General features: G+C 39.3%; 12 protein-coding genes. All 12 read left to right on the top strand.

Annotated features, from left to right (window positions below):
• The first annotated feature begins 1 nt into the window (after window position 1).
• Entirely contained in the window at window positions 2-1,273 is a 1,272-nt protein-coding gene (locus A7967_RS07200) for a sugar MFS transporter (RefSeq protein ID WP_054203718.1), read from the top strand.
• 201 nt (window positions 1,274-1,474) lie between these two features.
• Window positions 1,475-3,832, top strand: a complete 2,358-nt coding sequence (locus tag A7967_RS07195) for a GH92 family glycosyl hydrolase (protein ID WP_064435568.1) — start codon at window positions 1,475-1,477, stop codon at window positions 3,830-3,832.
• A gap of 3 nt (window positions 3,833-3,835) precedes the next feature.
• Complete coding sequence (locus A7967_RS07190; protein WP_231658968.1) at window positions 3,836-4,603, top strand: basic secretory protein-like protein; 768 nt, start codon at window positions 3,836-3,838, stop codon at window positions 4,601-4,603.
• Between the two features lie 240 nt (window positions 4,604-4,843).
• Entirely contained in the window at window positions 4,844-6,733 is a 1,890-nt protein-coding gene (locus A7967_RS07185; RefSeq protein WP_054203716.1) for a methyl-accepting chemotaxis protein, read from the top strand.
• Between the two features lie 32 nt (window positions 6,734-6,765).
• A complete protein-coding gene (locus A7967_RS07180; RefSeq protein ID WP_054203715.1) occupies window positions 6,766-7,857 on the top strand; it encodes a GGDEF domain-containing protein in 1,092 nt (363 codons plus the stop codon).
• 30 nt (window positions 7,858-7,887) lie between these two features.
• A complete protein-coding gene (locus tag A7967_RS23620) occupies window positions 7,888-8,034 on the top strand; it encodes a hypothetical protein (RefSeq protein ID WP_316244659.1) in 147 nt (48 codons plus the stop codon).
• Window positions 8,035-8,049: 15 nt separating this feature from the next.
• The gene (locus tag A7967_RS07175) at window positions 8,050-8,472 is read left to right on the top strand and encodes a DsbA family protein (RefSeq protein WP_331458687.1); all 423 of its coding nucleotides are present in this window, start codon (window positions 8,050-8,052) and stop codon (window positions 8,470-8,472) included.
• A gap of 218 nt (window positions 8,473-8,690) precedes the next feature.
• A complete protein-coding gene (locus A7967_RS07170; RefSeq protein ID WP_054203714.1) occupies window positions 8,691-9,443 on the top strand; it encodes a DUF3450 domain-containing protein in 753 nt (250 codons plus the stop codon).
• Between the two features lie 10 nt (window positions 9,444-9,453).
• Window positions 9,454-10,821, top strand: coding sequence for a MotA/TolQ/ExbB proton channel family protein (locus tag A7967_RS07165; RefSeq protein WP_054203713.1), 1,368 nt, complete (start codon window positions 9,454-9,456; stop codon window positions 10,819-10,821).
• 3 nt (window positions 10,822-10,824) lie between these two features.
• The gene (locus A7967_RS07160) at window positions 10,825-11,352 is read left to right on the top strand and encodes a MotA/TolQ/ExbB proton channel family protein (RefSeq protein ID WP_054203712.1); all 528 of its coding nucleotides are present in this window, start codon (window positions 10,825-10,827) and stop codon (window positions 11,350-11,352) included.
• Between the two features lie 51 nt (window positions 11,353-11,403).
• On the top strand, window positions 11,404-11,814 hold the full coding sequence (locus tag A7967_RS07155) for an ExbD/TolR family protein (protein ID WP_054203711.1): 411 nt from the start codon (window positions 11,404-11,406) through the stop codon (window positions 11,812-11,814).
• Window positions 11,815-11,823: 9 nt separating this feature from the next.
• On the top strand, window positions 11,824-12,429 hold the full coding sequence (locus tag A7967_RS07150) for an energy transducer TonB (RefSeq protein ID WP_054203710.1): 606 nt from the start codon (window positions 11,824-11,826) through the stop codon (window positions 12,427-12,429).
• Window positions 12,430-12,443 lie beyond the last annotated feature (14 nt).

The following is a 12,443-nucleotide window of genomic DNA, read 5'->3' as shown; positions in this document are numbered from 1 at the left end:
CGTGAGTGAAATAAATACAAATCAAAACTTTGCCACCAATGAACCGCAGTCAAATAAAAATTACCTGCTGCCATTGACGGCAATGACAACCCTATTTTTTCTTTGGGGTTTTATTACCGTTCTTAATGACGTATTAATCCCACGATTAAAAGGGGTATTCGATTTAAGTTACACTGAAGCGATGCTGGTACAATTTTGTTTCTTTGGCGCTTACTTTATTGTGTCTTTACCTGCGGGTATGTTGGTTAATAAATTTGGCTATAAAAAAGGAGTATTAACGGGGCTGATAGTTGCCTCTGCGGGTTGTATGTTGTTCTACCCAGCGGTTGTTGTTCATGAATATTGGTTATTTTTAACCGCCTTGTTTGTTCTTGCTGGTGGTATTACTGTTTTACAGGTATCAGCAAACCCTTATGTTGCAGCTTTAGGGCCTGACAAAACAGCATCATCGCGTTTGAACTTAGCCCAAGCGCTTAACTCTCTTGGAACCACAATTGGTCCATGGGTTGGCGGAATTTTGTTTTTTGGCGCAGCGGGCTCATTAACTGTCAATGCAGCGTCAGCTGAATCTGTAAAAGTCCCTTACCTTATGCTTGCAGCGGCATTAATGACAATTGCCGTTGTTTTTGCTTTTTTAAAATTACCAGAGATTAAATCACATAAAGAAGATTTTAACTGCAAAGCAAAAGATCATTCTTTAACACAAGCGCCACATTTGATTATGGGTGTCGTGGCTATTTTTTGTTATGTCGGGGCTGAGGTCGCGATTGGCAGCTTTTTGGTTAACTTTTTTGGCGAAGCACACATAGCAGGGCTTGAAGAGCATGATGCAGCTAAACTCATTGCCTACTATTGGGGCGGTGCGATGGTGGGACGTTTTATTGGTTCTGCTTTATTACAAAAAATAGCGCCATCTAAAGCGTTACTTTTCAATGCGTGTGCAGTAATCGCATTGTTGTTAGTGACGGTATTCACTGAGGGGAATATTGCGTTGTATGCCGTGCTTGCCATTGGTTTATTTAACTCAATTATGTTCCCTACAATATTTTCAGTTGCTATCGAGGGGCTGGGCTCACTAACGAGCAAAGGCTCTGGCTGGTTATGCTTAGCGATTGTTGGTGGTGCGCTTATCCCATTATTACAAGGTGTTATTGCTGATGTTGTAAACATACAAATTAGCTTTTTGGTTCCTGCAATCTGCTATGTATTTATCGCTTGGTATGGCATGAATGTTGTTAGATTAAGTAATGTATGGCAACAAAAAATTAGTTAAAATTGTATAAAATGATTTAAAAAAATGCATTTACACGCTGTGTAAGTGCATTTTTTATTACCTGAAAAAAGTACTTCCTTTCATCAATCGCAATTATTTTACAAATTTACCTATTTTCTATTGAATACGTATTCAATAGCGCGTTATTATAAGTTCACTGGAACGATCCAAAAATCAATAATTAATTAAAAAGGAACGACTATGAAAGCGTCTTTCTACACTTCTCTGTTGCTGTGTGGCAGTTTAGTGAGTCTAAATACGTATGCAACACAGCACTCAAATACCCAATGGGTAGACACGTTTATAGGGACAGGTGGAGATGGTCATTTGTTTCCAGGTGCAGTGGTCCCATTTGGAATGGTGCAATTGAGTCCAGATACAGATAATCCGATGCGCGGGGTATCACCGCAGCCTGAAATATACAAACGTTGTGCAGGTTATCATTATGATGATCACACTATTGTTGGTTTTTCGCATACGCATTTTTCAGGCACTGGGCATTCTGATCTGGGGGATTTGTTGATCATGCCCATGACCGGTGAGATTAAAACCACACCAGGTAGCGCTGAAAATCCTGAGGCAGGCTATCGTTCTCGTTTTTCGCACGATAAAGAGTGGTCAGAGCCAGGCTACTATGGCGTTGAACTACAAGACTATAACATTACAGCTCAAGTTACCGCCTCGCAACGCGTTGGTATGCATAAATATACGTTCAATGACGCTGATGCAGGGCATGTTTTAATTGATTTAACCGCTGCAATATATAATTTTGAAAACAAAGTAATTTGGAGTGACATTCGATTAATTGATGATCATACACTGGTTGCTTATCGTGCAACGAATGGCTGGGCAAATAACCGCCAGATGTATTTTGCTATCGAATTTTCAAAACCAATCAGTGAGTATAACTTTATTAATGAAGATGATAAACGTTACCGCTGTATGGATTGTTTAGGCAAAGAAAAACATTCAACAATTGAAAATAAAGCAGTGAAAATTGCAGCGGGTAAAGCCGTTAAGTTTGTTGCCAGTTTTGATGGTCTAAAAGATGAGCCGCTTTATATAAAAGTGGGTTTATCTGCTGTGAGCAGAAGCAATGCACTTGAAAACTTGAAAACAGAGCTGCCACACTGGGATTTTGATAAAACAAGAGCTGACGCAAAAGCACAATGGGCAACCTATTTAGATAAAGTCGATGTCGAAGGCACAAAAAGCCAAAAGCGTCAGTTTTACACCGCGTTATACCATGCGCTTCAAGCACCCAATATTTATCAGGATGTAAATGGTCAGTATCGTGGCGTTGATGGTGAAATCCATGAAGGTAAAGGGTTTGAGCATTACACCTTATTTAGTTTATGGGATACTTATCGTGCACTTCATCCACTACTTACGATAATCGACCCTGATCGCGTATCATCAATGGTGCAATCAATGCTGGTTCATTATCAGCAAAGTTATGAAAATATGTTGCCAATTTGGTCATTCCACGGCCACGAAACATGGACTATGATAGGCTATCATGCAGTGTCCGTTATTGCAGATGCGTACCTTAAAGGCATTCGTGACTTTGATATTGATTTAGCCGTTGAAGCAACAATTAATACTGCCAATAATCCGGTTTATGATGCTATCCCTCAATACAAAAAATTTGGCTATGTGCCAATGGATGTATTGCCTGAGTCAGTATCAATCACATTAGAATACGCTTACGATGATTTTGCAATTGCGCAAATGTTTAACGCTATGGGTAAAAAGCAGCTTGCAAAAGAATATTATGCTCGTGCAATGAACTACAAAAATGTATTTGATAAACAAACAGGTTACATGCGTGGCAAAGATAGTAAAGGTAATTGGAATCCTGATTTTAATCCTGAAGCTGCAAAATACATGGGGCCATTTACAGAAGGTAATTCAAATCAATACAGCTTTTATGTTCCGCATGACGTTGCAGGTTTGATTGACTTAATGGGAGGCGACGATAAGTTTGAAGGCCGTTTAGATGCACTTTTTGACACTCACCTTTCAGCTGACATGATCAAAGAACATGAAGATATTGCAGGGCTAATAGGCAACTATGCCCATGGTAATGAGCCAAGTCATCATATTGCTTATTTATATAATTACGCAGGTAAACCGTGGCGCACGCAAGAGCGTATTCGCCAAATAATGGATACACTTAGCTCAGATAAGCCTGACGGTTTAGCAGGTAATGATGATGTTGGCCAAATGTCAGCGTGGTATATTTTCTCGGCAATGGGTTTTTACCCAGTGGCACCGGGTGATTTAAGTTACGCGATAGGTGCTCCGCAAGTAGAAAAAGTGACCTTAAAGCTCGCAAAAGGGAAAAGTTTTACAACGTTCGCTAAAGATATCAGCGAAGAAAATTTATACATTCAATCAGTAACACTCAATGGTAAGCCACTTACACGTAACTATTTAATGCATGCAGAAATAATCAATGGTGGAGAACTACGTTACCAAATGGGTGATAAACCAAATAAAACATGGGGTACAGCTCATTCAGCACGCCCACCTGCACTTAGTAAATATAAGGAATAGAAAGTGACTTCTTTTGCTAAAAAATCATTATCAGCGTCAACATTGATAACTCTACTGTTGAGTGCGAATGTGATGGCTAAAACACCAGTGAGCGAGCAATTAAAACCCGTGCAGTTTAACGCTGATATTCAATGGCAACAGTTTTATTTACCAGCGGTTACGCTTACTAATACAAGTTCTGAGCAATTATCGCAGTGGAGTGATTTGACCACTGAGCTAGTACAACAAGTTAGCTATAATGTTGCCCGCTTACTTTATAAATACCAAGCGAATGCACCTGCGTTACCTACTTTAGCAATTAGTCTTGAAGATATGGATGGCGTTGCGTTCAAAGAAGGTGACTTTAGTGGTGCTAAAATTCACATTAGTGCGCAATACCTGAAAAAGTATCAAGCTGATCATGGTAAACGCGCTATGGCGGATGAATTGATTGGCGTTTTGTATCATGAAATTGCGCATGCCTATCAACTTGATGATGCAAACTATAAAAACATAGGACCACTTATTGAAGGCATTGCAGATGTTGTTCGTATAAAAGCAGGCTACGTTGATATGTCACAACGAAAAATTGGCGGTAATTATAACGATGGTTATAAAACAACTGCTTTTTTTATACATTGGCTTGAAAAGAATAAGCACCGTGATTTACTCATTAAGTTAAATGCACAGTTAGACCCTAATGATGGTAAAACGTGGCAATGGCAGAACTTTGAAAGTAATTTAAATATCAATCTTGTACGCGAGTGGAATAATTACCAAACATTACTTTAAGTTTCCGAATGTTAAAAGGGGCTATAATTAGCCCCTTTTTTGTTACTTTATTTCATATTTCTATTTTAATTCTATACTTATTAAATACCTGGATTGATAACACAGTTAGCTATTTAATCATCCTTTATTATTGTTTTTAACTGTATTGTCGTTACTAAATACAATTATATAAGACAAATAGGTCTATTTTTGTTACAAAGTCATTTGTTAATAAAAATAATAAATTAAAATAGGTTTGCCATGCAAAGCTCTCTCAAATTTACAACTAAAGTCACGATCGCAGCGTCAATTGTGCTGGTGTTAGTTCTTGGTTTATTTACTATAAATAACTTCATTTCAATGCGTACACAAACGCAACAGCAATTATCCCTTGTTTTACAAGAAAGCTCACAATCAGTTTCACAAAATATAGCTAATTGGCTTAATGATAAGTTAGCTATTGTTTTAGCGGTTGCTAAAACACATCAAGAGAATGACGCAAAATCACTCACGTTATCGCAATTAAATACTGCTGAAATGGCTGGTGGGTTTAAAAATACATATATTGGCAAACCGGATGGTACATTTGTTTTAAATGATCAAACGATTCAGCTTCCCGCAGATTATGACGCAACAACTCGACCATGGTATAAATTAGTTGAAAACAAAACAACAACCGCATTTACGACCCCTTATATTGATGTTACTACCAATGAGCTAACTATATCTGCTGTTGCGCCTATTACTATTGCAGGGCGCTTCACTGGGGTAGCCGGTGCTGATATTGATATGAAAACCATTACTAAAATTGTTAACGAAATAGATTTTTTAGGATTCGGTTATGGTTTTTTACTCGATAGCGATGGGCGTATTTTAAGTCACCCTCAGACCCAATATAATGATAAATCAATGGTTGATTTACTAGGTGAGAAACTTACTCTCGATCCTCAATTTGTAGAATTAGATATTAATGGTGTAGAGCATCTTGTGTCATTTACACGAATTAAAGGCATTGAAAATGTTGACTGGTATCTTGGTGTTGTGATTGATAAAAGCATCGCATTTTCTTCTGTTGATTCATTTCGCAATATGGCCGCGATTTATATGTTGCTAGGGATCACTGCTATTGTATTAATGATGCAGTTTTCTTTGCGTTATTTAATGCGGCCTATGCATCGTTTAAATGACGCAATAAAAGATATAGCACAAGGTGAAGGTGATTTAACTCGCCGTTTAGTTATTGAAAATAATGATGAATTTGGTGAACTCTCAGGTTACTTTAATGCCTTTATTGATAAAATACACACATCCATTGAGCAGGTTAAAACGACAACGATAGAACTTGAACGTTCAGTTGAGAGTTTAGTAGATCAAACGCAGTCAACCCTTAATATGTATGGCGATCAAACCAAACGTACAGATAATGTGGCTACTGCAATTAATCAACTCTCTTCTAGTGCGGTTGAAATATCGAACAGTGCGAGTAATGCCTCAAATCTAGCCAGTGAAGCAAATTCGCAATCAGTACAAAGCCAGCAATCATTAACTGATAACATTAATGCGATTAATGTGTTATCTGAAAATATGGAAAAAGCACAAGCCACAATTAATAGCTTAGCGGAGCATTCAGCAAGCATTGGCCAAGTGCTTGAAGTTATAAAAGGGGTCAGTGAGCAAACGAACTTACTGGCTCTTAACGCTGCAATTGAAGCTGCTCGAGCGGGTGAGGCAGGGCGAGGTTTTGCTGTTGTTGCAGATGAAGTTCGTCAGTTGGCGCATCGCACACAACAATCAACGCAGGAAATTGAAAACACCGTAAGTCAATTACAACAAGGGTCAGCCAGCGCTGTAGCGGTAATGAAAGCAAGCTTAATTGAAAGTGAAAATAGCGTTCAACAAGCACATGGTGCTGGTGAAAAAATGGCGGGAGTTACCAAAACGATTGAATCAATCGATGAGGTTAATCATAGCGTTGCTAATGCTACGACTGAGCAAAATGTCGTCATACAGTCATTAGATAGCGATATTCATACAATCAGTGAATTGTCACAGCAAGGACAGCTTAATTTAAATAATACTTTAGCTGAATGTACACACCTTAAACTACAATTTGATGAGTTAGAGAAAATGGTATTACGTTTTAAAGTCTAATAACTCACTGATTTAAAAATGAAAGATATATAATGCCTGAACAGAATACGAGCCAACCAAGTTGGCTTAAATTGATTAATATAGAAAGTGTCTATAGTGCAGAAAAACAACGCCGTGCTTTTACGTTTTTTACTATGATCTCTATTGCTTTGGTTTTAGTCACTACACTGGTTGTGCTCAATTATCATATTTACGCTAAGCCACTGACTGTCATGTTAGTCGTATCGGACATTACTTTTTTAGTGTGTGCAATTTACTTTATGCGTACTGGGCATTTAAATGCGGTTGCTGCGCTTGTGCTGGGTATTATCTGCATGTTATGTGTCGCGCTTGTTTACACTGGCGGTAAAGAAAATACGGCATTATATTGGTTAATGTTCTACCCAGTGGTTGCATTTTCAACGCTGGGTTTAAGAATTGGCTTAATCGGTGTATCGGTTTTACTATGTGTGTCGTGTTTTTTACTATATGGCCCTGATATAGGACAAGTTAAATACGGTTATGCGGAAAAAGTGCGCTTTAGTGCGTCTTTTATTTTAGTCTTTTTATTTACCTTTATAGGCGAGTATTTTCGGAATAAAAGTCATATGGAAATAGCGCATATGACGCTATTACAAAAACAGGATGCACACACAGATCAACTAACGGGCTTAGCCAATCGCCGATTTATTACGAGTCATTTTTTACCGCTTGCTAAGTCACGGCCAGAACAATACTTTCCATTTACAGTTTTACTTATGGATCTTGATAACTTTAAATATATAAATGATAGCTTTGGTCATGATTTTGGTGATCACGTTCTTATTGAATTTAGCACGTTTCTTGAATCCCAGTTACGCTCTTCAGATATAAAAGTACGCTATGGTGGTGAGGAGTTCATGGTTATATTACCTAGAATTGACTCCGATGCCGCTTTTTATGTTGCAGATAAATTTAGAGAGTATATTTCAACGCAAACAATCATGTTTACTCAAACGCAAAAAACCACCATTACTTGCAGTATTGGTGTTGTGCAGGTAAATAAAATATCTGAGTTTAATCAAGCCGTCAAACGCGCAGATGAGTGCTTATATGACGCTAAGCACGCAGGTCGTAATTGTGTTATGTCAGGTGAATTAGCATGAATAATAACGCAACCCTATGTTTATGAGCCTATGTGTAGTTTGTGTTGGGATTTTAGTAAAACGTGGCAAGAGATCCAAGCTCGCTTAGCCACAGAGCTTGATATTGTCTATAAAGTTGGCGGTCTAGCTCCGGATTCTGATGAGCCCATGGCAATGAGTATGCAAAAGTTTTTGTAGCAGACTTGGCAACGAATTTCAGATCAAACAGGGGCTGAATTTAATTTTGATTTTTGGCGTAATTGTGAGCCTAGACGCAGTACTTACCCGGCATGTCGTGCTGTTATTACTGCTCGGTACTTTAATAAAGAGCACGCCATGCTTGAAGCGATTCAAAAAGGTTACTATTTATTAGCTAAAAACCCCTCTAATGCCGATAACTTGCTCTCATTTGCTCAACAAGTAGGAATAGATACCAATGAGTTCTTACAATTATTTGGCAGTGACCTTCTGAATCAGGAATTTCAGCAAGAGCTTCAATTTGTTCTGCAATTACCGGTTCATGGTTTTCCATCACTGGTGCTTTATTATCAGAATCAATATTATGCAATTGCTATTAACTACACGAATGCGGATGACGTTATTACACGTATTCGTGACGTATTGACTCAATCTTAACGCCTCAATTAATCTGAGCATATATTCCCTGCGGCTGCTTAAAAAATCCTTCTTACTATTTATCCTTAGAATTAATACCTTTAAACGTTGTAATTATGACGGTTGTCATGAAATAGACTTTTTTGCGCAACACCCTTGTCATTTTTCACCTATAGAATCTCGTGCATTGATATTAAGCAACTAGCAAATCCGCTAATTAACGAGTAAAGGTGTATGCGATGAAAGGCGTTAAACCATTGATCTTAGCAGGTATTGTGGCCATGAGTGCGACAGTCCAAGCAAATGATTTAAATAAGGTTATCGATAAAAGCAGTGAAATTAATAAATCAGCTGCGCAATCACAAACAAAAATAGACAAGATTGCAGATTCAATGCAAGGGCGTTTACAACAGTTTAAAACCCTTAATAAAGAAATAGACGGTTTAACTGTTTATAACGCGCAGTTAAGTAAGCAACTGAGCAATCAAATGTCAGAAATGGAAGCTTTGAGCCTTTCAATGGATCAGGTTTCTATTATAGAGCGTCAAATTACCCCTTTAATGCTACGTATGATCACAGGTTTAGAGCAATTTGTTGCCCTTGACGTGCCGTTTCTTACTGATGAACGCGAAAAACGTTTAGCCTCTTTAAAAACCATGATGGACAGAGCGGATATTAACTCAAGTGAAAAATTCCGTCGTGTATTAGAAGCCTATCAGGTTGAAGTAGATTATGGCCGCACAATTGAAGCGTATACGGCTTTGCTTGATGTTGATGGGCAAGAGCGTGAAGTTGATTTTCTTCGCATCGGTCGTTTAGAGCTTATTTATCTGACTCGTGACGGTAAAAAAGCAGGTTCGTGGGATCAAGATAGTAATGGTTTTGTCGCGCTACCAGATTCAACAATCAGTCAAATTAATAAAGGTTTACGCATAGCACGTAAACAACTAGCCCCAGATATGTTAACACTGCCAGTTCACGCTGCGGATTAAGAGGTTAAAAATGACACTTTTTACAAAAATGACCAAAATCGCTTTATTTGGCGCAACACTTGGCTTTGCTGGCAGCACATTTGCTGCAGATGCTATGGATTTAGATTCATTACTTAAAACCTTAGAGCAAGGTAAAACACAGCAATCGGTCGAGAACAAGCAACGTGAGCAAGAGTTTATCGCACGACAAAATGATCAAGTGCAAATGCTCAAAAATACTCAAGCACAGCGTAACAATATGCTTTCTGAATCAGAGCGTCTTGAAACACTGTTTGAAGGAAATGAAATTAAGCTAGCCAATCAAACGGATACATTATCTAAACGAATGGGTTCGTTGAAAGAGTTATTTGGTGTACTGCAGCAAGTTGCTGGAGACTCAAGCAATAAGTTTGCAACCTCTGTTGTTTCTGCCCAATTACCAGGGCGCGGTCAATTTATGGATGATCTGGCTCAAAAAATGGGATCAACGTCTAAGCTTGCATCAATCGAAGACATTGAACAAGTATGGTACGAGCTGCAACGTGAAATGACAGAGCAAGGTAAAGTGTCTCGCTTTACGACGGATGTCATTGTTGAAGGTGGCAATAAAGCACAGCAAGAAGTTATGCGTGTTGGTGCATTTAACCTTATTTCACAAGGTAAATATTTAGAATATAACGCCAGCACAAATACGCTAAGTGAATTAACTCGCCAGCCAGTAGGACGTTTTACGTCAACTGCAGCAGACTTACAACAAGCGTCATCAGGGACTGTGCAATTTGCACTTGACCCAACAGGTGGCTCTATCCTTGGTTTACTTGTACAAGCGCCAGATACCACTGAGCAAGTACATCAAGGCGGTGCAGTGGGTTATGTGATTCTAGGTGTTGGTTTATTAGCACTATTAATTGCCATTGAACGCTTTATTTCGTTAATGCTGATGGGTGGCAGAATTCGTCGTCAACTTAAAGATGACGTACCACGTGATGACAACCCGCTTGGTCGTGTAATGAAAGTAAAAGACCAATACCCGTCTGTTGCATACGACACCCTTGAGCTGAAACTAAGCGAAGCTATTTTACGTGAAATGCCAAAAATTACACGTAACTTAACACTGATTAAAATTATCTCAGTGGTTGCACCGCTTTTAGGTTTACTAGGTACAGTAACGGGTATGATTAATACCTTCCAAGCAATAACTTTGTTTGGTACGGGGGATCCTAAATTAATGGCAGGTGGTATCTCACAAGCACTCGTCACAACGGTACTTGGTTTGGTTGTGGCTATCCCAACAGTATTTTTATACACCTTATTGAATACACGCTCTAAAAACTTGCTACTTATCTTACAAGAGCAAAGCGCGGGTATTATCGCTGAGCGTAGCGAAAAGGGAGCATAACCCATGGTGCTATTGATTGATTCAATCAATGCTATCCGTGATTTTCTCGACACTGGTGGCCAAGTTTTATTGGTCATCGGAGTGTTAATCTTCGCGATGTGGTTATTGATACTCGAGCGATTTATATACTTTTTTAATGGTTTTAGGCACTACAAGCATACTGTTAAAACAAGTTGGACAGGGCGTAATGAGCGTAATAGCTGGAACGCAGAGCAAATACGCCAAGCCACTATTTCACGTGCAGGGATGAGATTAAACGCTAATTTAGCGCTTATTAATGTGATGGTTGCGTTATGTCCGTTGTTAGGTTTACTCGGTACGGTAACTGGCATGATAGAAGTGTTTGATGTTATGGCGATAACAGGCACAGGTAGTGCTCGTTCTATGGCATCCGGTGTCTCAAAAGCAACTATCCCAACAATGGCAGGTATGGTGGGGGCGTTATCCGGCGTATTCGCTTCAACGTATTTACAGCGTAAAGCGAAGCGCGAAGTTGCACTACTTGAAGACAGCATGGTTTTAGACCATTAAAACAATAATTTTTTAGCATGCGGCGACAGCCGCATGCATCAGGAGAATAAAATGAGAGCCCCATTAGGAAGTCTTTTTCAAGAAGATGAAGCAGAAGAAATTAACATGACACCTATGTTGGATGTTGTTTTCATCATGCTCATTTTCTTTATTGTTACCGCCTCGTTTGTTAAAGAAGCGGGTATTGATGTAAATCGTCCTGAAGCGGCTACAGCTGTTAAAAAAGAACGGGCAAATATCTTAGTCGCTATTTCAGACGAAGGCGAAATTTGGATCAACAAACGCCAAGTTGATGTGCGGGCAGTGCAAGCGAATATTGAGCGCCTAAAAGCAGAAAACCCACAAGGCAGTGTGGTTATTCAAGCTGATAAAAAATCAACCACTGACACACTTATCAAGGTGATGGATGCAGCGCGTGCAGCAGGCGTGTTTGACGTATCTATTGCGGCACAAGAGGCCTAAGGAAGCATAATGCGTTATTTAGTAGCATTATTTATTGCCGGTGTTGTGACTTTTATGCTGTTTTTAGGCATGCAGGCACTTATCACCGGTGGCGAGGGGGCGATGACTGAGCCTGCCAAAGGCAATGTACTTGATTTTGTGCGTCTTAAAAAAGAAGAGAGTGTACAAAAGAAAGAGCGTAAGCCTCAAAAACCACCCACACCAAAAGAGCCACCGCCGCCAATGGAATCACCACAAATGCAAAATAGTGATCCTAATGCCAGTGCAGCTAATTTTGATTTTGGTGCCAGTGTGGACGCTGATGTGAGTTTAAGCGGTGGCTTAGCGCTTGATTCAAGTGATGGTGAATACCTACCCATTGTAAAAGTGGCACCCGTTTATCCGCGTCGCGCTTTATCGCGTGGTATTGAAGGGTATGTGATTGTTGAATTTACAGTAACCAGGCAAGGCACAGTACGTGATGCAAAAGTAGTAAAAGCTGAGCCAGAGTCATTGTTTGATCAGGCAGCGATGGATGCCGCTCTTAAATTTAAATATAAACCACGCGTAGTAGACGGTGAAGCGGTTGAAGTTGCGGGTGTACAGAATAAAATTTCTTTCCAGATAAACGGCTAGCCCTTAATAATTGG

Origin of the sequence: Pseudoalteromonas neustonica (genome assembly GCF_001653135.1) — a bacterium.
GTDB lineage: Bacteria > Pseudomonadota > Gammaproteobacteria > Enterobacterales > Alteromonadaceae > Pseudoalteromonas > Pseudoalteromonas neustonica.
Note: the sequence above shows the minus strand (reverse complement) of the source record. Positions and strands in the feature narration are given on the sequence as shown.

What these genes read in the sequence shown, in the direction of transcription:
- A7967_RS07185 (WP_054203716.1), top strand. Translation starts at nt 4,844, where the DNA reads ATGCAAAGCTCTCTCAAATTTACAACTAAAGTCACGATCGCAGCGTCA.
- A7967_RS07150 (WP_054203710.1), top strand. Translation starts at nt 11,824, where the DNA reads ATGCGTTATTTAGTAGCATTATTTATTGCCGGTGTTGTGACTTTTATG.
- A7967_RS07165 (WP_054203713.1), top strand. Translation starts at nt 9,454, where the DNA reads ATGACACTTTTTACAAAAATGACCAAAATCGCTTTATTTGGCGCAACA.
- A7967_RS07160 (WP_054203712.1), top strand. Translation starts at nt 10,825, where the DNA reads ATGGTGCTATTGATTGATTCAATCAATGCTATCCGTGATTTTCTCGAC.
- A7967_RS07155 (WP_054203711.1), top strand. Translation starts at nt 11,404, where the DNA reads ATGAGAGCCCCATTAGGAAGTCTTTTTCAAGAAGATGAAGCAGAAGAA.
- A7967_RS23620 (WP_316244659.1), top strand. Translation starts at nt 7,888, where the DNA reads ATGTGTAGTTTGTGTTGGGATTTTAGTAAAACGTGGCAAGAGATCCAA.
- A7967_RS07170 (WP_054203714.1), top strand. Translation starts at nt 8,691, where the DNA reads ATGAAAGGCGTTAAACCATTGATCTTAGCAGGTATTGTGGCCATGAGT.
- A7967_RS07195 (WP_064435568.1), top strand. Translation starts at nt 1,475, where the DNA reads ATGAAAGCGTCTTTCTACACTTCTCTGTTGCTGTGTGGCAGTTTAGTG.
- A7967_RS07180 (WP_054203715.1), top strand. Translation starts at nt 6,766, where the DNA reads ATGCCTGAACAGAATACGAGCCAACCAAGTTGGCTTAAATTGATTAAT.